Annotated in this window: 16 protein-coding genes and 1 tRNA gene; 13 read left to right on the plus strand and 4 right to left on the minus strand. The window is 67.8% G+C overall.

What is annotated here, in order from left to right; genetic code table 11:
- Positions 1–190: 190 nt before the first annotated feature.
- Together RS84_RS10040 and RS84_RS10045 are read right to left on the minus strand one after the other, a co-directional pair.
- Positions 191–1,159: a serine hydrolase domain-containing protein gene (locus RS84_RS10040; RefSeq protein ID WP_045257658.1), complete on the minus strand. Its 969-nt coding sequence runs from the start codon at positions 1,157–1,159 to the stop codon at positions 191–193.
- Positions 1,159–2,928 carry a glycoside hydrolase family 35 protein gene (locus tag RS84_RS10045; protein ID WP_414738819.1) on the minus strand — a complete coding sequence of 590 codons (1,770 nt, stop codon included), beginning with the start codon at positions 2,926–2,928 and terminating at the stop codon, positions 1,159–1,161. The genes RS84_RS10040 and RS84_RS10045 overlap by 1 nt, the downstream gene beginning before the upstream one ends.
- 50 nt (positions 2,929–2,978) lie before the next feature.
- Between RS84_RS10045 and RS84_RS10050 the strand changes: the two genes are divergently transcribed.
- The 7 genes from RS84_RS10050 to RS84_RS10080 all read left to right on the plus strand — a co-directional run bounded on the left by RS84_RS10050 (position 2,979) and on the right by RS84_RS10080 (position 10,367).
- Positions 2,979–4,754 (plus strand): ABC transporter ATP-binding protein, encoded by a 1,776-nt coding sequence (locus RS84_RS10050; RefSeq protein ID WP_045257660.1) that lies wholly within the window; start codon positions 2,979–2,981, stop codon positions 4,752–4,754.
- A gap of 216 nt (positions 4,755–4,970) precedes the next feature.
- Positions 4,971–6,269 carry an ABC transporter substrate-binding protein gene (locus RS84_RS10055; RefSeq protein WP_045257661.1) on the plus strand — a complete coding sequence of 433 codons (1,299 nt, stop codon included), beginning with the start codon at positions 4,971–4,973 and terminating at the stop codon, positions 6,267–6,269.
- Positions 6,270–6,336: 67 nt separating this feature from the next.
- A complete protein-coding gene (locus RS84_RS10060; RefSeq protein ID WP_045257662.1) occupies positions 6,337–7,338 on the plus strand; it encodes a carbohydrate ABC transporter permease in 1,002 nt (333 codons plus the stop codon).
- Positions 7,335–8,231: a carbohydrate ABC transporter permease gene (locus RS84_RS10065; RefSeq protein WP_045257663.1), complete on the plus strand. Its 897-nt coding sequence runs from the start codon at positions 7,335–7,337 to the stop codon at positions 8,229–8,231. The genes RS84_RS10060 and RS84_RS10065 overlap by 4 nt, the downstream gene beginning before the upstream one ends.
- 2 nt (positions 8,232–8,233) lie before the next feature.
- Positions 8,234–8,908, plus strand: coding sequence for a hypothetical protein (locus tag RS84_RS10070; protein WP_052676316.1), 675 nt, complete (start codon positions 8,234–8,236; stop codon positions 8,906–8,908).
- 51 nt (positions 8,909–8,959) lie between these two features.
- Positions 8,960–9,967, plus strand: a complete 1,008-nt coding sequence (locus RS84_RS10075) for a LacI family DNA-binding transcriptional regulator (protein ID WP_045257664.1) — start codon at positions 8,960–8,962, stop codon at positions 9,965–9,967.
- Positions 9,968–10,278: 311 nt separating this feature from the next.
- Positions 10,279–10,367, plus strand: a tRNA-Ser gene (locus tag RS84_RS10080).
- Between the two features lie 121 nt (positions 10,368–10,488).
- On the opposite strand, the gene RS84_RS10085 is transcribed toward RS84_RS10080, so the two are convergent.
- Complete coding sequence (locus RS84_RS10085; protein WP_045257665.1) at positions 10,489–10,677, minus strand: hypothetical protein; 189 nt, start codon at positions 10,675–10,677, stop codon at positions 10,489–10,491.
- A 74-nt stretch (positions 10,678–10,751) separates the two neighbouring features.
- Positions 10,752–11,324 carry a TetR/AcrR family transcriptional regulator gene (locus RS84_RS10090; protein ID WP_045257666.1) on the minus strand — a complete coding sequence of 191 codons (573 nt, stop codon included), beginning with the start codon at positions 11,322–11,324 and terminating at the stop codon, positions 10,752–10,754.
- Positions 11,325–11,478: 154 nt separating this feature from the next.
- On the opposite strand from RS84_RS10090, the gene RS84_RS10095 reads away from it, so the two are divergent.
- From RS84_RS10095 to nikE, 6 genes are read left to right on the plus strand one after another with little or no spacing between them, the layout of a single operon-like run.
- Positions 11,479–13,146 carry a CocE/NonD family hydrolase gene (locus RS84_RS10095; protein ID WP_045257667.1) on the plus strand — a complete coding sequence of 556 codons (1,668 nt, stop codon included), beginning with the start codon at positions 11,479–11,481 and terminating at the stop codon, positions 13,144–13,146.
- Positions 13,143–13,604 carry a DUF3237 domain-containing protein gene (locus RS84_RS10100; RefSeq protein ID WP_045257668.1) on the plus strand — a complete coding sequence of 154 codons (462 nt, stop codon included), beginning with the start codon at positions 13,143–13,145 and terminating at the stop codon, positions 13,602–13,604. Before RS84_RS10095 ends, RS84_RS10100 begins: the two co-directional genes overlap by 4 nt.
- Before the next feature lie 42 nt (positions 13,605–13,646).
- Positions 13,647–15,293, plus strand: coding sequence for an ABC transporter substrate-binding protein (locus tag RS84_RS10105; RefSeq protein ID WP_045257669.1), 1,647 nt, complete (start codon positions 13,647–13,649; stop codon positions 15,291–15,293).
- Positions 15,294–15,300: 7 nt separating this feature from the next.
- Complete coding sequence (locus RS84_RS10110; protein ID WP_235281456.1) at positions 15,301–16,254, plus strand: ABC transporter permease; 954 nt, start codon at positions 15,301–15,303, stop codon at positions 16,252–16,254.
- Complete coding sequence (locus RS84_RS10115) at positions 16,251–17,114, plus strand: ABC transporter permease (RefSeq protein ID WP_045257670.1); 864 nt, start codon at positions 16,251–16,253, stop codon at positions 17,112–17,114. The genes RS84_RS10110 and RS84_RS10115 overlap by 4 nt, the downstream gene beginning before the upstream one ends.
- Positions 17,111–18,790, plus strand: coding sequence for a nickel ABC transporter ATP-binding protein NikE (gene nikE, locus RS84_RS10120; protein ID WP_052676317.1), 1,680 nt, complete (start codon positions 17,111–17,113; stop codon positions 18,788–18,790). Before RS84_RS10115 ends, nikE begins: the two co-directional genes overlap by 4 nt.
- Positions 18,791–18,799 lie beyond the last annotated feature (9 nt).

Raw genomic sequence — 18,799 nt, forward strand, 5'->3', positions numbered from 1 at the left:
GATGCGGCATCCGCGATGTTCCCTGGTGCGGCTCGGGAACATGGTGTCGAACAGATCGGAATACGTTTTCCCACCGATCCGGGTTGATCCTTGCATGGCATCCGCAGGCTTGGCAAGGATTTTTTGACACGTTTCATCCGCGCGCGGCGACTCGACGCGGCGCAGTCGCGTCAGGGACGCATGCGAGACGTCAGAGGCCGGCGACGACGGCGTTGTCGATCTCGTCCGCATCGACGCCCGGGCGCACCGCGCGGTTCGTGAGGAGGACCCAGCACACACCGGCGGTCGGATGCACCCAGAACTCGGTGCCCGCCCAGCCGCCGTGCCCGTAGACGTCACGGTCGATCAGGCCTGGTGCGCGGGTGCGCAGGTTGACCGTGAAGCCCCAGTCCTGTCCGCGCTCCGCGGGGAAGGGATCGAGCCGGGGGATGTCGCCCGTGAGCGGACGGAGCATCATCGCGAGACCGGCCGGTGAGAGGATGCCGTCGCGGCCTCCCTCGCCGATGCGCAGGAGCTCCGAGCCGATGCGCAGCAGATCCTCCGCGCGTCCGAGCAGCCCCGCACCAGGAGCCCGCGTCGCACGGAACCGATCGATGTCGAGGCCTGCCTTCGAGGCGTCCGGCACGTCGATCGAGCCCGCAGGATCGAGCGTGAGCCCGGTCGCTCCGATCCCCGAGGCCCACGCGAACGTGGCCTGATCCCACTCGGCGCCTGTCGCGTGCCGGACGAGCGCCGCGATGCCCTCGAAGGCGATGGTCGAGTACCGCGACATCGTGCCGGCGGCGAAGTCGCGCCCTCGCTCGAGCAGCTCGCGCCGAAGGGGTGTGGGCGTGTCCAGCGGCGGCTCCGAGATCCCCGAGGTGTGCGACGCCAAGTGCCGCAGCCGTACGACGTCGTCGCGGTCCCGTCCGAACTCGGGCACGGCGTCGCGCAGCGCGGTCTCGGGAGTGAGCAGGCCTCGCTCGATCGCACGCACGGCGGTGATGCCGGTGAGCACCTTCGTGATGGAGAACAGCGGGTAGACGGCATCCGTCGTCACCTGCCCGAAGGCGTCGAGCGCGAGGATGCCGTTCGCGTCGGCGACGCCGAGCACCGCGGTGGGCAGTCGTTCCGCGGCGACGTGGTCGCGGACTCGGGCGAACGCGGCGTCGAACACCATCACTCCACCTCGTGCCCGAGATCGGGACGCGCGAGGAAGCGCGCTGTCGCATCCGTCGCGCCCTCGAGCTCGACGATCACGACCTCGTTGCGGCCGTTGCGAGTCACCGGACCGGGCACGTAGAGCGTGCGCTGCGGGCCCCGACGCCAGTATCGGCCGAGGAAGAAGCCGTTCATCCAGGCGAAGCCCTTGCCCCAGCCGGATGTGTCGAGGAACAGATCGGCAGGCTCCATGAGGTCGAACGAGGCGCGCAGGCCCACAGGTCCGGTCGCCCGGCCGTTCACGATGAGAGCGTCGGATGCCGCGGCATCCGCCACCGCCTGGCCGAGAGCCGGCACGTCGATCGTGCGCACGCGCCAGGGGCCCGGCAGCGGAACGCCGTCGAGCAGCGGAGCGCCGATCAGCCCCTTGGCCTCGCCGATCTTCTCGTCGTAGTTCACGCGTCCGGTCTCCTCGATGAGGAGCGACAGCCGCACTCCGGCCGGCACGGGCAGAGTGAGGTCGCCGATCGAGCGCTGAAGGATGCCGACCTGCACCCCGTCGCGCGAGACCCACGCGTAGTCCCGCACCTTCGCCTCGAGAAGGCCGGCGTCCGCGGCATCCGCCGTGTACTCGGCGAGCACCACGTCGGGGCCGAGCTCGTCCAACGCCGGTGGAGCATCGAACGCGCCGCGGTCGGCGATCGCGAGCGAGAGCGGATCGGCCACAGCCTCGAAGGCTGCCGAGAGCACCGGGGCATCCGTCGCCGAGGTCTCGGGCAGCCCGGGCACCGGCGCGTGCTTCGCGATCACCTCGCGGAAGGCGTGGAACTTCGCGGTCAGCTCGCCCGACTCGCTGATGGGGGAGTCGTAGTCGTAGCTCGTGACCAGCGGCAGGTAGCGGCCGGAGTCGTTGGCGCCGTTGGTGAGGCCGAAGTTGGTGCCGCCGTGCACCATGTAGATGTTGACGGATGCGCCGGCCGCGAGCAGCCGGTCGAGATCGGCCGCGCTGTCGGCGAAGGTCGTGGTGTGGTGCTTCTCGCCCCAGTGGTCGAACCAGCCGCACCAGAACTCCATGCACATCAGCGGCCCGGTCGGCTGGTGTTCGCGCAGGGTGGCCAGGCGCTCGTCGACGCGTCCGCCGAACGAGCCGGTCTTGTGCAGCTCGGGGTGCGCGCCGTTCTCGAGCATGTGCGGGATCGGCTGGTCGACCTGGGTGAGCGGCACGGTGATGCCGGCCGCCCTGGTCTGGCGCACCAGAGCCTCGAGGTAGTCCTTGTCGGCCCCGTACGCGCCGTATTCGTTCTCGATCTGCACGAGGATCACGCTGCCGCCGCGGTCGATCTGTCGCGGCGCGATGATCGCGTTGACCTTCTCGAGGAAGCCCGTGACCTCGGCGAGATAGGCGGGATCGCTGCTGCGCAGGCGCATGCCCGGGCTGGACGTGAGCCAGGTGGGAAGGCCGCCGTTGTGCCATTCCGCACAGATGTACGGGCCGGGCCGGACGATCGCGTGCATCCCCTCCTCGGCGATGATGTCGAGGAACCGCCCGAGGTCGACATCGCCGTCTTCGCGCCACTCGCCCTTGACGGGCTCGTGCGCGTTCCAGGCGACGTAGGTCTCGATCGCGTTGAGCCCCATCAGACGGGCTTTGCGGATGCGATCGCGCCACAGCTCGGGGTGCACGCGCGGGTAGTGCATGGCCCCCGAGATGATGCGATGGGGCGCGCCGTCGAGCAGGAAGTCGGTCTCGCCGATCGTGAAGCGGGAGTCTGCGGTGCGGGTCAAGATCGCGCCCTTTCTGGTGTTCTTCCGGGGGTGCAGTTCCGTACGATAGGAGCATGCCACAGAAAGCGCTTTCCGCGCCCGCCGCGCTCGTGGACGGCCAGCATCCCACCCGTTCCGTCCTTCGCCTGCTCGCGCGCCGTCCGTGGCGGCTGACCTTCGCGATCGCCGCGTTCTCGGTGAAGGAGATACCGCTGTGGTTCCTGCCCGTGGTCACCGCGGGCATCATCGACGTCGTGGCGACAGGCGGGGAGCTCTCCGCCGTGTTCTGGTGGTTCGCGCTCGCGGCCGTGCTGCTGCTGCAGAACTATCCGAACAACATCATCTACACGCGCAACTTCATGACCGTGGTCCGCGACCTCGGCGCCGATCTGCGCAACGCGCTCACCGCCCGGCTGCAGAGCCTGTCGATCGGCTATCACACCCGCACGAGCTCGTCGATCGTGCAGACCAAGGTCGTGCGCGACGTCGAGAACGTCGAGCTGATGTTGCAGCAGGTCACGCATCCGCTGCTCTCGTCGATCATGGTCATGCTCGGCGCGCTCACGATGACCGCGATCAAGGTGCCGCAGTTCCTGCCCGTGTACGCGCTCACCGTGCCGATCGCGATCGGCATCCGCTACGGCATGCGCAATCGCTCCCGCGCACGCAACGAGGTGTTCCGGCGAGAGATCGAGACGCTGTCGGCGCGGGTGGGGGAGATGGCCTCGCTGATCCCTGTCACCCGTGCGCACGGCCTCGAGGAGACCGCGATCACTCGCGTCGCTGGCGGAGCCGACGGCGTGCGGCGTGCCGGTCTCGATCTCGACGTGCTGAACGGACGGGTCGCGTCGATCTCCTGGGTGGCCATGCAGCTGCTCGGAGTCGCCTGTCTCGCCCTCGCCGCGATCTGCGCGCTCACCGGATTCCTGCCGATCACGGCGGGCGAGGTGGTGATGCTGTCGTCGTACTTCGCGCTGCTGACCGGCGGGCTCACCCAGCTGCTCATGCTCATCCCTGTCGGTGCGCGCGGCCTCGAGTCGGTCCGCTCGATCGCCGAGGTGCTGCAGGAGCCCGACGTGGAGCAGAACTCCGGCAAGCGGGTGGCCTCGCAGGTGCAGGGGGAGATCGTTCTGGATGCCGCCTCGCATCGCTACGCGGATGCCGACGATGACGCGCTGCACGCGATCGACCTGCGCATCGCGCCAGGCGAGACGGTCGCGTTCGTGGGCTCGTCCGGTTCGGGCAAGTCGACCCTGCTGAACCTCGTGCTCGGGTTCGTGCGGCCGACCAGCGGCCGGATCCTCCTCGACGGGCAGGACATGCAGGAGCTCGATCTGCGCACCGTGCGACGGTCGATCTCGGTGGTGCCGCAGGAGTCGGTGCTGTTCGAGGGCACGATCTTCGACAACGTCACCTACGGCCTGCCGGACGCCACGCCCGAGCGCGTGGAGCGGGCGCTGCGCGATGCCAACGCATGGGAATTCGTGCGGGATCAGCCCCAGGGATGGGACACGATCGTGGGCGAGCGCGGGGCACGGCTCTCGGGTGGCCAGCGCCAGCGCCTCGCGATCGCGCGAGCGCTCGTGCGCGACCCGCGGATCCTGCTGCTCGACGAGGCGACGAGTGCGCTCGACCCCGAGTCGGAGGGGCTCGTGAAGGAGGCGCTGGAGCGTCTGATGCGCGGGCGCACGACGCTGATTGTCGCGCACCGGCTGTCGACCGTGAGGCAGGCCGACCGCATCGTCGTGCTCGAACGCGGACGGGTGATCGAACAGGGTGCGCATGACGAGCTGCTCGCGGCCGGCGGGCGCTACGCCACGCTGCATCTGGCGCAGACCGGCATCCGCTGACACGCTGTTCGTCATGGACGAACCGCACTCGGCAGAGGCATCCTAGGCTGAAGGAAAACGTTGTAAACGCGATCTGAAATCGGGCTTGCGAAACGTTTCAATTTGGATTAGCTTGCAGGTAAGCGTTTTCCCCGCACCGGAAATCAACGCCCAGCACACACGGACAGTGACGTTCCGCCGCTCAGCCGGACGAGGACGTTCACAGAGAGGACAAAGATGTTCAGCAAGAAGCGTCTGGCGGCCACCGCGGCCGTCGCGACCACCGCAGCGCTGGTGCTCGCCGGCTGCGCCGGCGGCTCGGCCCCCGAGGATGCCGCACCCACGTTCGACCCGAACGAGAAGGTCACCCTGAACCTCGCGTTCTGGGGCAACGACGTCCGCGCCGACCTGTACAACCAGGCGATCGAGGCGTTCAACGAGGAGTACCCGAACATCACGGTCAACTCCACCTTCCTCACCTTCCCCGAGTTCTGGGAGAAGCGTCAGACCGAGGCCGCCGGTGGCGGCCTGCCCGACGTCATGCAGTTCGACTACTCGTACCTGCGCCAGTACTCCGAGAACGGGCTGCTGCTCGACCTCGACCCGTACCTCGGCAACATCATCGAGACGAAGCCGCTCGACGACAAGATCCTCAAGATCGGCGTGGTCGACGACACGACCTACGCGATCCCGACCTCGACCAACGCCTGGGGGATGTACACCAACCCCGTGCTGCTCGAGCAGGCAGGGGTCGATGAGTTCGCCGGCGGCAGCTGGGCCGACTACACCGAGTGGATGGGCGAGGTCACAGACGCGGCCGGCGGCCAGTTCTACGGCGGCGCCGACTACACCGGCCGCATCCAGAACTTCGAGCTGCAGCTGCGCAGCGAGGGCAAGAACCTCTTCAACGAAGACGGCACCGCCGGATTCGACGAGAAGCGCCTGAAGAAGTTCTGGGAAGAGGGACAGGACATCCGCGACGGCATCGGCATCCCCGAGCAGACCGTCGAGGAGCTCAAGCCGCTCGGCGGCTTCGACTCGGCCAAGACCGCGAGCGAGCTCACCTGGGACAACTTCGGCGCCGGCTATCTCGCCAACCTGGGCGCGAGCTACACCGAGCTGGGCCTCGTCGCCCCGCCCGTCACGAAGGAGGGCGCGAAGGATCTCTACCTGAAGCCGTCCATGCTGCACGCAATCTCGGCCAACACCAAGCACCCCGAGGCTGCGGCCACGCTGGTGAACTTCCTCATCAACTCGCCCGAGTCGGGCAAGATCTTCGGCACGAACCGCGGCATTCCCGCGTCGTCCACCGCGCTCGAAGCAGCCGACCTCGACCCGCTGAGCACCCAGATCAAGGACTACGAGGAGTCGATCGCCGACCGCCTGGGCGACGCTCCGCCCGTGCCGATCGTCGGCTACGGCTCTCTCGAGGAGAAGTTCCGTGTGCTGGGCACCGAGCTGAACTATGGCACCGTCACGGTCGATGAGGCCGTCGACCAGTTCTTCGCCGAGATGGACGTCGTCCTCAACCAGTGATCCCGTCGGTGGGCCGGATCGTGCATCCGGCCCACCGGCTCCAAACCCCACATCGGAAGGAGCTGTCATGAGCACGACCGAGACGAGAACCATCGTCACCGACAAGCCGTCGAGCCGCGCGCGGCAGCTGCGCAGCGGTCGCCGCCCGGAGAAGTCGTTCGCCCGTCCGGGGCAGCGCGCGAGGACCCGCAAGGAGACGGCAGCCGGATACGCGTTCCTGACCCCCTGGCTGATCGGATTCTTCGGCCTGACCGCGCTGCCGATGGTGTACTCGCTGTACCTGTCCTTCACGAAGTACAACATCTTCCAGCCGCCCAAGTGGATCGGGCTGGAGAACTACATCCGCATGTTCACGAAGGACCAGAACTTCATCCAGTCCTCCGAGATCACGCTGATCTACGTGTTCGTCGGCACGCCGATCACGCTCGCCGCAGCCCTCGGCGTGGCGATGCTGCTGAACTACCGCGACAAGGGCGCCGGGTTCTTCCGCTCCGCGTTCTACGCGCCGTCGCTGATCGGCGGCTCGGTGAGCGTCGCGATCGTGTGGCGGGCGATGTTCTCCGCCGAAGGCCCGGTCGACTCCGGTCTGCAGATCTTCGGCATCGACCTCGGAGGATGGATCGGCAACCCCGCGATGATCCTGCCGATGATGATCCTGCTGCACGTGTGGCAGTTCGGATCGACCATGGTGATCTTCCTCGCCGGACTCAAGCAGATCCCCAAGGAGCTGTACGAGGCGGCCGAGATGGACGGCGCGAACGCGTGGCGGCGCTTCCAGGCCGTCACTGTGCCGATGCTCTCTCCTGTGATGTTCTTCAACCTGCTGCTGGGCCTGATCGGCGCGTTCCAGGTGTTCGCCTCGGCATACATCATCTCGAACGGCACCGGCGGCCCCGCGGGCATGACGAACTTCATCACCGTGTACCTGTACAAGCGAGGATTCTCCGACGGCCAGATGGGCTATGCAGCCGCGATCGCGTGGGTGCTGCTGATCGTCGTCGCGATCATCGCCCTCATCCTGTTCCGCACCCAGCGCTCCTGGGTGCACTACTCGGGAGACGACCGATGACTGCTACCGAAGCCGTTGTGACGGCATCCGCCCGATCCTCGCGTCCGCGCGTGGCCCGCAAGACCTGGCAGACCGTGATCTGGCTCATCGGTCTGATCGCGCTCACCGCGATCGTGCTGTACCCGCTGCTGTGGCTGTTCCTGTCGACTTTCAAGCCGAACTCCGAGTTCGGCCAGAACCCCGGCCTGATCCCGAACGCGCCGACCTTCGACAACTATGCCAAGGTGATGGAGGGTATCGCGGGCGTGCCGATGTGGCGGTTCTTCCTGAACTCCCTCATCCTCTCGGTCGCTGCCGTGGTGGGCACCGTGCTGTCCTCCGCGCTCGCCGCCTACGCCTTCGCCCGGGTGCAGTTCAAGGGACTGGGGATTTTCTTCGCCGCCATGATCGGCACGCTGCTGCTGCCGTTCCACGTCGTGATCATCCCGCAGTACATCATCTTCAACAAGCTCGGCTGGGTCGACACGTTCATCCCGCTGATCCTGCCGAAGTTCCTTGCCACGAGCGCATTCTTCGTGTTCCTGCTCGTGCAGTTCATCCGGCAGATGCCGCGCGACATGGACGAGGCCGCTCGCATCGACGGCGCAGGACACATGCGGATCTTCTGGTCGATCATCCTGCCGCTGATCAAGCCGGCGCTGATCACCTGTGCGATCTTCGCGTTCATCTGGGAGTGGAACGACTTCCTCGGGCCGCTGCTGTATCTGACGAGTCCGGAGAACTATCCGCTGCCGATCGCGCTGCGGCTCTACAACGACGCCTCCTCCGGCGGCGCCGACTACGGGGCCACGGTCACGGCCTCGTTCGTCGCACTGATCCCGGTGCTGCTGTTCTTCATCGTGTTCCAGCGGTTCCTCGTCGACGGCGTCGCCACCCAGGGACTGAAGGGCTGACGATGTCGATCTTCAGCGGTGAGCGTCGGGCGGAGCGCGCAGCGATCCGCGACGCGCGATCCGGGGCAGGGCCGACGCGCGAGGGCGTGGAGCCGGGGCCCAACCCCGGCGCCGTCGCGAAGTTCGGCCTGTTCGGTGAGGTGCTCACGATCGGGCTCATGATGGCCCTCGTGGCGCTGCCCGTCGTCACGCTGCCGATCGCGCTGGCGGCCGGCATCCGTCATATTCGTCGCTTCGTGGCCGCCGAGGATTCCCGGGCGAGCTTCTTCTGGGCCGACGTGCGCACGGGACTCCTGCGCTCGCTCGCCCTCGGCGTGCCCGCGGCGCTGCTCGCGGCCGTGCTCGCGGTCGACATCCTGCTCGCCGGGTCGGGGGCGCTGCCCGGCGGGCAGATCGTCGGCCTCGTCGGGTGGGCGGGGCTGCTCGTGCTGGCCGTCGCGCTGCTGATCGCCGCGGGGGAGTGGGAACCAGAGCTCGGATGGCGCGCAGCTGTACGGGCCGTGCCGCAGGTCGCATTCGGCGATGCGGTCGGAACGCTCTATCTCGCAGCCACCGCGGTGTTCGTCGGAGTCGTCACGTGGATGCTGGGGCCGCTGCTCATCGCGGGACTCGGCTGCGCCGCTCTCGCGGTCGCCGCGGTACCCGAGCGCCGTATCCCCGAGCGTCGCATCCGCTAGAACTCCCCGTTCAGTGAGAGTATTGGGGCGGATTCGGAACAGAGGGTGGCAATGGCAGTCGGAGTGAAAGACGTCGCGGCTGCGGCCGGGGTCTCGGTCGGCACCGTCTCGAACGTGCTGAACCAGCCCGAACGGGTATCCGCCCGCACCGCCGAGAGAGTCCAGCGCGTCATCCAGGAGCTCGGCTTCGTGCGCAACGATGCGGCCCGTCAGCTTCGCGCGGGGCGCAGTCGCAGCATCGGTCTCGTCGTTCCCGACATCGGCAACCCCTTCTTCGCCGAGGTCGCCCGCGGCGCGGAGGACAGGGCAGCGGATGCCGGCATGACCGTGCTCCTCGGCAACAGCGATGAGCAGGATGAGCGCCAGCAGGCGCACCTCGAGCTGTTCCAGGAGCAGAGGGTGAACGGGGTGCTGCTGACCCCGGCATCCGACGATCTCGCCGCCGTGCATCGCTTCGCAGCCGGAGGGATGCCGGTCATCCTCGTCGACCGTGAAGTCGAGCAGGGCGTGCTGCCCTCCGTCTCGGTGGATGACGTCGAGGGCGGCCGTCTCGCGGTCGAGCACCTGCTCGCGTCGGGGCGGCGTCGCATCGCCTACGTCTGCGGACCCCGATCGGTGCAGCAGGTCGCCGATCGACTCGCGGGTGCGCAGGCTGCGGTCGATGCCATGGCCGATGCCGAGCTCGAGGTGATCGAGCAGCCGTCGCTGACCGTGCTGCAGGGACGAGCCGCGGGGGAGTCCCTGGTTTCGCGGCCTTCCTCTTCGAGGCCCGATGCCGTGTTCGCGGCGAACGATCTGCTCGCGGTCGGCCTGCTGCAGGCGTTCAGCTTCGGCGGCGCAGTGCGGGTGCCCGAGGACATCGCGATGGTCGGCTACGACGACATCGACTTCGCCTCGGCGACCGTCGTGCCGCTCAGCTCCGTCCGTCAGCCTGCGCGCCTGCTGGGGTGGACGGGCGTCGACCTGCTGCTCAAGGAGCTCGACGGCGTCGATCACGACCGGAGGGTTCGGTTCCAGCCCGAGCTCGTGGTGCGGGAGTCGTCGGGCCCCGTTCGTTGAGCGAGGAGCGCAGCGACGAGACGAAACGCCCCACGCTTCCGTTCGTTGAGTGAGCGGAGCGAGACGAAACGCCCACCCTCTCCGTTCGTTGAGCGAGCGGAGCGAGACGAAACGCCCCACGCAGCCACTTCGTCGGGAGCGCAGCCTCGACACTCCGGCATCCGCCCCGGTTTCCCCCGACACATGCGAAATCTCCCGACAGAACGGCGGATGCGGCGTGGGCCGCGAACCTCCTCGGCATCCGATTCGTGACCACCCCCGAGAACCGTTACACTTGCAGAGTGCATCCGAGCCGCAGGGCGAGGATGCCTGGAGACGTCGCATAGTCCGGCCTAGTGCACCACCCTGCTAAGGTGGAGTTCCCTTACGGGAACCAGGGGTTCAAATCCCCTCGTCTCCGCAGTAGAAGTCCTGATCAGGGATGTATCCCGGGGTCGTTTCGATTCGGCTGCGAAGGCGTCCGACCTGGACTGAGGGGCGTCTGAACTCACGTCACCGTGACGGTACCGGGGTGCCGGCCATCAGCATGCGTAGCCCCACTCGAAGTGCACCGCGGGCGGTCCAGAAGGAATCGCATCCGCTTGCGCGCTGATCAGCGGCGCGCGCTGGGTATCGGCGGCCCGGACCGCAGGCATGATCGAGTTCTGCGACGCGGCGTCGTCCCCGCTGCCGCCGCCGTCGGCGTGCTCCCCGGCATCCGCGGTCACCATCGCGATGAGCAGATCGGCGCTCCGTCGGCGGGGCGTCGGCTGGATGCAGCATCGGCGACTGCGGCACCGGTTCCTCAGAGAATGGAGAGCTGTGCTTCAGCCGCTGCCCGGGTTCGTCGCAAGCGTGTCGGGTCGCCGTCGAAATCGCTCAGGAAGACGGATCCGAGAGCCGACGTGAGCAGACCGTATGCCGCGGTCGTGCATGCGTCCGTCGAAGCGTCGGGCTTGGCCTCGGCGATGAGCGATGCGAGCTGCTCTCTGGTCGCGCCGTATGCCGTGGTGAGCACCTCGGCGATGGCGGGAGTGGTGCGCGACAGGTCGACGAGGCCGAGCACCACGGCGTTCTCGCGGTCGGGCGAGTTGAACTCGGGGCCGAACAGATAGTCGAGGGCGTCTTCGATGTCGCGCGTGCCGGAAGGGAGTATCGAGCCGACGGTGCCCGTGTCATCGGCGAACACGGCGATCGCGGTGTCGAGCAGCAGCCGGTCTCGGTTGCCGACGAAGTGGCGGACGTGCCCTCGTGACATGCCCACGGCGTCGGCGATCCTGTCGAGCGTCGTCCCGCGGATGCCGTGTTCGGCGATCGTGCTCATGGTCGCGTCGATGATCTGCGCTCTGCGCTCGGTGGCGATGGAGGGGCGGGCCACGGTGTTCTCCTTATCGGCGGCTGGCTGCGGGATTCAGGCAACTGTAACGGCCAGGTAAATTCTAGTCTAGTCGGACTTGACTATTAATTGGCATGTCTCTACCGTGGCTCTCATCGCGCAGGAATCCCCGTCGCGACTGTCTCGAAGGAGTGACATGCACGACGTCTTGCGCATCCCCCCAGCGCCCGAGAGCCCACTCTCGAGCGCGGTCAGGATCCGTGCCCGCGACGGGGTTCTGCTGGCAGCAGACGTCTATCTCCCGGCCGTCGGCGAGGAAACGGATGCCCTGCCCGGCGACACGATCCTGATCAGGCTGCCCTATGACAAATCCGGCGTGTACTGCTTCATCCCCCTGGTGGCCGAGTACTTCACCCGACACGGCTATCGTGTGGTCGCGCAGGACGTCCGGGGCAAGTTCCGCTCGGAAGGCGACGCGCTTCTTTTCGTGAACGAGGTCGACGACGGGTACGACACGATCGAGTGGATCACGCAGCAGTCCTGGTCGAACGGCCGGGTCGCCATGTGGGGCGACAGCTACTACGGCTACACGCAGTGGGCGGCGGCCGCCAGCGGTCATCCCGCGTTGAAGGCCATCTCACCGCGCGTCACCGGGACCCGTCTCGGCGAGCCCGTGCGCCGAGATGACACGGCGCGGACGAGGCGGGTCGAATGGGGCGTGACCTACATGTACCCGCTCACGCAGTTCTTCGAGAACGACGCGCTGCACTGGGAGCCGGACTGGTCGCGCCGCGATTTCGCCGCGCAGGCCGAGGAGTTCATCGATCAGATGGGTCGGCGCGGACTCTCGTACGACCAGTGGTATCCGCATCAGGTCCTGCTTCCCCGATTCCCGCAGGGCAGCCCCTTCGCCGGCCGCTCCGTCCCCACGCTGCACACGATCGGGTGGTGGGACAACTGCGCACCGCTCTCCTGGGCGGATGTAGAGACGATCAGACGGCATCCGAACTGGGATGCGCACCACTACCTGCGCATCGAGCCGATCGACCATGAGAGCTTCCGGCTCGACGAGGAGCCGATCGATCGGGTCATGGAGCGCTCCGAGGAGCAGATCCGGGCGCTGCTTCCGCGCACGCTCGATCCGACCCTGGAGTTCTTCGAGGTGTTCGTCCGCGGCAAGGGCTCAGCCACCGCGATTCCGCGAGTCACCTGGAGTCTCGCTGGAACGAACGAGATGCGCGAGAGCAGCACCTGGCCCCCGGAAGGGGCGCGCAGCGTCACCCGTTACGCGACGGCCGCAGGAGAGCTCTCCGACGTACGCCCCGACTCCGTCACCACGCGCCAGTGGACTCACGATCCGGATGACCTGGTGCCCTCCAGCGCGCCTGACGCGTTCGCCTTTCTTCTCGCCCTTCCGGATGAGGCGCCGGTCGGCGAGCGCGCCGACGTCCTCCGCTTCGACGGCCCCGTCCTCGAGGCCGACGTCGATCTCGCAGGCCCAGTGACCGCTCGGGTCAGGGTCAGCTCCGACGGGCCGGTCATGGACTGCTTCATCCGGCTCCTCGACGTCGCACCCGACGGCAGTGCCCTGCGGATCGCCCGCGGTCAACTGCAGCTGCACGATGCTGCCGTTGCAGAGACCCTGCAGATCGATCTCGGCCAGATCGGCTATCGGCTGCGTACGGGGCACCGGCTCCGCATCCATGTCTCCAGCAGCGACTACCCCGAGTTCCTCCCGCAACCGGGAACAGGGGCGGACCCCTGGGCATGGGGGGACACCAGGACGAACCTGCAGACTCTCGTGATCGGCGGCGAAAGCGCCTTCTCACTCACTCTCACCGTTCTCGAAGGGAATCTGCCATGATCGAGCCCTCGCTCGAGTACGTCTTCGAGATCCGCGCCGAGATCGCTCCTGATCTGCACATCGGGCGCGGCCCTGAGGAGAAGCTGTCGTTCACGCCGGTCACCGGAGGAACCGTCCACGGACCTCGGCTCTCCGGCACGGTGCTGTCCGGCGGCGGCGACTGGGCCGTGGAGCGGTTCGGAACCGCGCAGCTTGAGGCGCGGTACCTGATCAAGGCGGCGGACGGAGCGGTGATCGACATCCTCAACCGCGGCTACTTCCGCGCGACTCCAGAGGTCTGGAGCCGGATGGAGGCGGGGGAGGACGTCCCCGAGGACGATCCCGGCCTCTACTTCCGAACCGCCCCGGTGTTCCAGACGGATGCTCCTCAGCACCGCTGGCTCGCCGAGAGCCAATTCGTCGGCCTCGCTCGCGACGAAGACGGCGCCGTCTGCATCCGCGTGTTCCTCCTGACCTGATCACCCGAGACCCCCACCCTTCAACCCGAACGGAACAGCACCATGAAGAGAACCGGAATGGTGGTCGCGCTGACATGCGTCGCCGCGCTCGCCCTCACTGCCTGTGCACCCCGGGACGGCGGCACCCCAGACGTCGACGCCGACTCCACCCTGGTCGATTCGCTGCCTGCGGGCACCGAGCCCGTCGAAGAGGTGACCTGGGCGATCGTCGAAGGTGAGCCGGCGACTCTGAGTCCGGCATCGTCGGCGAATCTGATCATCCCGAATCTGTGCGACAACCTCCTGTCGCTGCAGCCGGACTTCTCGGTGCAGCCCGGCATCGCGGAGAGCGCCGAGTTCGTCGACCCGGTCACCTTCGTCATCGAACTCCGCGACGACGTGAGGTTCTGGGACGGCACGCCGGTCACGGCCGACGACGTCGTGTACAGCCTGCGCCAGAGCATGAACCCGGCGTCGCAGTGGTACAGCGCGTTCGCGCTCGTCGTGCCGGACCCCGCCGCCGGCATCGTCGCCACGGGTCCGCACGAGGTCACCGTTCACTTCATCGCCCCGGACACGACGTTCCGCGACGCGCTGGCCGGCCAAGGCGGTGCCGTCATGCAGAAGGCGTACGGCGACTCAGCCGGCGATGCGCTCGGCACCGCCGACGGCGGCCTCATGTGCACCGGACCCTACAAGCTCGACAAGGGCGGATGGAAGCCGGGCAGCGAGATCGTGACCACGGCGAACGAGGACTACTGGGGCGGTGCTCCGCTCGTCAAGAAGATGACATACACGTTCGTCAGCGACAGTTCGACGCTGACCACGGCGCTCACGCAGGGCGACATCGACGGAGCGTTCAACGTGCCGCCAGCTTCACGCGCCGCGTTCGAGGGCGAGGGGGCCGGTGCGCTCACCGTCGGGCATTCCACGGCGTCCTACAGCTTCGGACCTGCATCGGCGACCGGGGCAGGGGCGAATCCGAAGATCCGCCAGGCGCTGAGCATGGCGATCGACCGCGAGCAGTATCTGAAGACGGTCGTCAACGGGCTCGGTTACGTCCAGAAGACCGTGGTCGGTCCGTTCTCGTTCTCGGCCATGGACGAGGCAAGCGTCTATCAGGACGCCTACGACGCGCTCGCCACACCGAAGGTCGACATCGAGGGCGCGAAGAAGCTCGTCGAAGAGAGCGGTGAAGACGTCAGCACGCCGCTCGTGGTGGCAGTGCCCGCAGGCGCCAAGGAGTTCCAGCAGACGGCCGCGATAATCCAGAGCGCCGGTGCGGAGATCGGGCTGAAGATCGAGATCGACGAGAAGCAGGCCTCGGACTTCGGTGCGATGTTCTACGACCCGAGCCAGCGGGAGGGCATCGACTTCGTGGCCACCCAGGGGTACCTGGAGACCCCGGGCGTGCTCGGCTACCCGTCGTTGTTCGTCCTGCCCGCGGAAGCGGGCGGGATCTTCAACTGGAGCGGCTATGACGACGCCGCCGTGACGCAACATATGATGGCCGCGCGCAGCGCGACCGATCCGAAGACAGCAGCCGACGAGTTCGTCGCCGCGCAAGAGGTCTTCGCTCCAGACATGCTTCAGATCACCCTGGCGGGGACGTATCAGCTCACCTACCTGAACCGGGATCTGACAGGTGTGACGACCTCTGTTGCTGTGTACAGCAGCCCGTGGGCTCTGCACCTCGGCGGAAAGCGATGAGCGGATCGTGAGCGTCCTGACACGAACACTTCTGGCCCGACTCGGCGGGCTGCTGCTGACGCTGGTCCTCGCGAGCATCGCGGTCTTCTCGACCGTTCTGCTGACTGGCGATCCCATCGCAGCTCTGGCCGGCGGCGCGAAGCCCACCCCCGAGCTCATCGATCAGATCCGCGCCGAGTACCATCTCGACGACCCGGTGTGGGTCCGCTACTGGCACTGGCTCGTCGGGGTGCTGCAGGGAGACTTCGGACGCTCGTTCGTGTACAAGACCGACGTCATGACGCTGATCGGTCCACGGTTCGGCCTCACTCTGCAGCTCGTGCTGCTGACGGTCGTGATCATCCTCGTGTTCGGAGTGGGATCCGGCATCCTCGCCGCCACCAAGGGGCGCGTCGTGGACCGCGCCGTGGGACTTCTCACATCCTTGGGCATGGCGCTTCCGACGTTCGTGATCGCGATCCTCCTCATCTGGATCTTCGCGGTGTCGCTCGGCTGGTTCCCTGTCTACGGCGCCGGCGGCGGAGGCTGGGATCGGCTGTGGCATCTGATCCTTCCCGCGGTCTCGCTCGCCGTCCTCTTCCTGGCGTACGTCAGCCGCATCACCCGAAGCTCACTGATCGCGCAGCTGGACTCCGAGCATGTCGACACCGCGCGAGTACGCGGCATCCCACGCGGTCGGGTCTTCCGCGTCCACGTGTTCCGCAACGCGTCGCCGCAGATTCTGGCCATCTCGGGCACGACCATCGCCGGGCTGTTCGCCGCGTCGGCCATCGCCGAGGTGGCCTTCGGGCTCGGCGGCATAGGATCCCTGCTCGTCCAGGCAGCGGCGCGCTCTGATCTGCCCGTCGTGCAGATCGTGTCGATCCTGCTGGTGACCATCTTCGTGGTGCTCAACGCGGTCGCTGATCTCGTCAGCACTCTCATCGACCCGACCAGCGTCACCGGGGGGAGCCGGACATGAGCATCGCTCAGATCGCTCAAGGAGCCGTGCCCGCCGTCGCCAGGCGTGCGGCTAAGCACGATTGGCTGTCTCTCGCAGCCCTCACCGTGCTTGCCGTCATCGCCGTCCTGGCGCTCTTCGGCACGGTGCTCGCGCCGCACGATCCTTACGAGCTGTACACCGGTCCGGTCAACGGCGTGGCAGGCGCGGCCCATCTGTTCGGCACTGACGACCTCGGGCGAGACATCTTCTCCCGCGCCCTCGTCGGCGCGCAGGCCAGTGTCTTCGCTCCCGTCGTCGTCGTGGTCCTGTCGACCGTGTTCGGGGTGACGCTCGCGCTCACCGGCGCCTGGTTCGGCGGCTGGGTCAGCGGGGTGATCGCCCGCATCGTCGATCTGATCTTCGCGATTCCCGGCCTGGTGGTCGCCGTGCTGGCCGTCGCGCTGTTCGGCAAGGGACTCATGGCACCCGTCGTGGCGCTGTCGATCGCGTACATCCCCGTGGTCGCCCGGCTCTCACAGACGGCAGCGGCCCGCGAGCTCGGCAAGCCGTACATGGCTGCGCTGCGGGTGCAGGGCGTCTCAAGCGCGGCGATCTGCTTCCGTCACCTCGTGCCTGCTCTGGTGCCGATCGTGGCCGCGCAGATGGCGATCGGCTTCGGCTATGCGATGCTCGACCTCGCCGCGATCTCGTTCCTCGGCCTCGGGCAGCAGCCGCCCGCCCCCGACTGGGGTTCCATGATCGCCGCCGGTCAGGCGGGAATCATCGCCGGTGCGCCCGAGCAGTCGGTGTTCCCGGCGATCCTCGTCGTCGTCACCGTGCTGGCGGTCGGCATAGTCGGCGCCAAAGTCACCGCCTGGGCGGAGGAGAAGGACAGATGAGCGCTCCCGTACTCGAGATCGCGGATCTCGGCATCTTCGCCCCGGGGCCGGACGGCCCCCGGCAGCTGGTCTTCGGCAGCTCGCTCGCCGTGCAGCGCGGGGAGGCGCGCGGACTCGTGGGCGAGTCGGGGTCGGGAAAGACCCTGACGGTGCGCGCCGTCGCCGGTCTGCTCCCCGAGGGCTTCACCACGAGCGGCTCGGTCCGCGTCGACGGTCGCGATCTCGGCGACATGAGCGCGGGGGCGTTGCGCGAGCTCCGCGCGCGCCGCATCGGCATGGTCTTTCAGACGCCCCGAGCGCACTTGAACCCGCTGCGCACGATCGGCGACTTCATGACGGAGGCGATGATCCATGTGGCGGGCGACAAGCGGTCGGTCGCATATGCGCGATCGCTCGAGTTGCTGGATGAGGTCGGCATCGACGATCCCGGCCGGCGGATGCGGCAGCATCCGTCCGAGTTGTCCGGAGGCCTGCTGCAGCGGGTCATGATCGCGGCGACCCTGGCCATGGATCCGGACATCCTTCTCGCCGACGAGATCACGACGGCGCTGGACGTGACGACGCAGGAGGAGGTCATGGCGGTCATCGCCGACCTGCGTGCGCACCGCGACCTGGCGCTGCTTTTCATCACGCACGACCTCGCTCTCGCGGGGGCGGTCTGCGACCGCGTCGACGTCATGCAGCACGGGCGCATCGTCGAGACTCTGACTGCCGCCACGATGCGCCGCGATGCGAAGGACGATTACACCAGGCTGCTGATGGCGGCGTCGCTCGATGAAGCGCCTCCGATCAGGGCGGAGCAGGTCGCCGCTGAGCCGATCGTGAAGATCGAGGAGCTGCGCAAGACCTACGCCGTGCGATCGGCCGGCGGTGCGCGGGAGACCCTCGTGGCAGTCGACGGCGTGTCGATGCGGCTCGACCCGGGCGGATCGCTCGGAATCGTCGGGGAGTCGGGCTCGGGCAAGTCGACGACGGCCAGGGTGCTGCTGGGACTCGAGCGCGCCGACAGCGGCAGCGTCATGGTCGCCGGGCAGGACTGGGGCGTGCCGGCGCGCGGCGGACGTGAACGGCGTGCGCGTGCGAAGATCGCGCAGATGGTGTTCCAGGACCCCTATCAATCGCTGGACCGGCGCCAGAGCATCCGGCAGTGCCTCGCGGAGGCGATCCGCGTGCACCGCCCTGCGGCGGGCCGCGACGCGATCGCCGCTCGGATCCGCGAGCTGATGGGGCACGTCCGGCTCGACGAGGCGCTGCTGGACGCCAGGCCGCGTGCGCTCTCCGGCGGACAGCGGCAGCGTGTCGCGATCGCGCGCGCCCTGGCGGCCGAGCCGATGCTCCTGATCCTGGACGAGGCCGTCTCGGCACTCGACGTGACCACTCGGGTCGAGATCCTGACCCTGCTGGACGGAATCCGGCGCGACACCGGCGTCGCGCTGCTGATGATCACGCACGACCTCACGGTGATCCGCCGGCTGTGCGACCATGTCGTGGTCATGCGACAGGGGGTCATCGAGGAGCGGGGGACCGCTGCCGAGATCCTCGACAGTCCGCAGGCCGACTACACCAAGATCCTGCTCGACTCGATTCCGCGCGAGGGATGGGCGCCACGCCGCCGCCGACTCGGACGCACGCAGGCGATGCCCGCGGTGACCCGCAGCACGATCGTGCCGAGATGACAGGAGGAA

The sequence above is a fragment of the Microbacterium hydrocarbonoxydans genome (assembly GCF_000956475.1).
Taxonomy (GTDB): Bacteria; Actinomycetota; Actinomycetes; order Actinomycetales; family Microbacteriaceae; genus Microbacterium; species Microbacterium hydrocarbonoxydans_A.

Excerpts from the sequence above, each read along its gene's own strand:
- RS84_RS10040 (WP_045257658.1), bottom strand. The coding sequence starts at position 1,159 with ATGGTGTTCGACGCCGCGTTCGCCCGAGTCCGCGACCACGTCGCCGCG.
- RS84_RS10050 (WP_045257660.1), top strand. The coding sequence starts at position 2,979 with ATGCCACAGAAAGCGCTTTCCGCGCCCGCCGCGCTCGTGGACGGCCAG.
- RS84_RS10055 (WP_045257661.1), top strand. The coding sequence starts at position 4,971 with ATGTTCAGCAAGAAGCGTCTGGCGGCCACCGCGGCCGTCGCGACCACC.
- RS84_RS10060 (WP_045257662.1), top strand. The coding sequence starts at position 6,337 with ATGAGCACGACCGAGACGAGAACCATCGTCACCGACAAGCCGTCGAGC.
- RS84_RS10065 (WP_045257663.1), top strand. The coding sequence starts at position 7,335 with ATGACTGCTACCGAAGCCGTTGTGACGGCATCCGCCCGATCCTCGCGT.
- RS84_RS10070 (WP_052676316.1), top strand. The coding sequence starts at position 8,234 with ATGTCGATCTTCAGCGGTGAGCGTCGGGCGGAGCGCGCAGCGATCCGC.
- RS84_RS10075 (WP_045257664.1), top strand. The coding sequence starts at position 8,960 with ATGGCAGTCGGAGTGAAAGACGTCGCGGCTGCGGCCGGGGTCTCGGTC.
- RS84_RS10085 (WP_045257665.1), bottom strand. The coding sequence starts at position 10,677 with ATGGTGACCGCGGATGCCGGGGAGCACGCCGACGGCGGCGGCAGCGGG.
- RS84_RS10095 (WP_045257667.1), top strand. The coding sequence starts at position 11,479 with ATGCACGACGTCTTGCGCATCCCCCCAGCGCCCGAGAGCCCACTCTCG.
- RS84_RS10100 (WP_045257668.1), top strand. The coding sequence starts at position 13,143 with ATGATCGAGCCCTCGCTCGAGTACGTCTTCGAGATCCGCGCCGAGATC.
- RS84_RS10105 (WP_045257669.1), top strand. The coding sequence starts at position 13,647 with ATGAAGAGAACCGGAATGGTGGTCGCGCTGACATGCGTCGCCGCGCTC.
- RS84_RS10115 (WP_045257670.1), top strand. The coding sequence starts at position 16,251 with ATGAGCATCGCTCAGATCGCTCAAGGAGCCGTGCCCGCCGTCGCCAGG.
- nikE (WP_052676317.1), top strand. The coding sequence starts at position 17,111 with ATGAGCGCTCCCGTACTCGAGATCGCGGATCTCGGCATCTTCGCCCCG.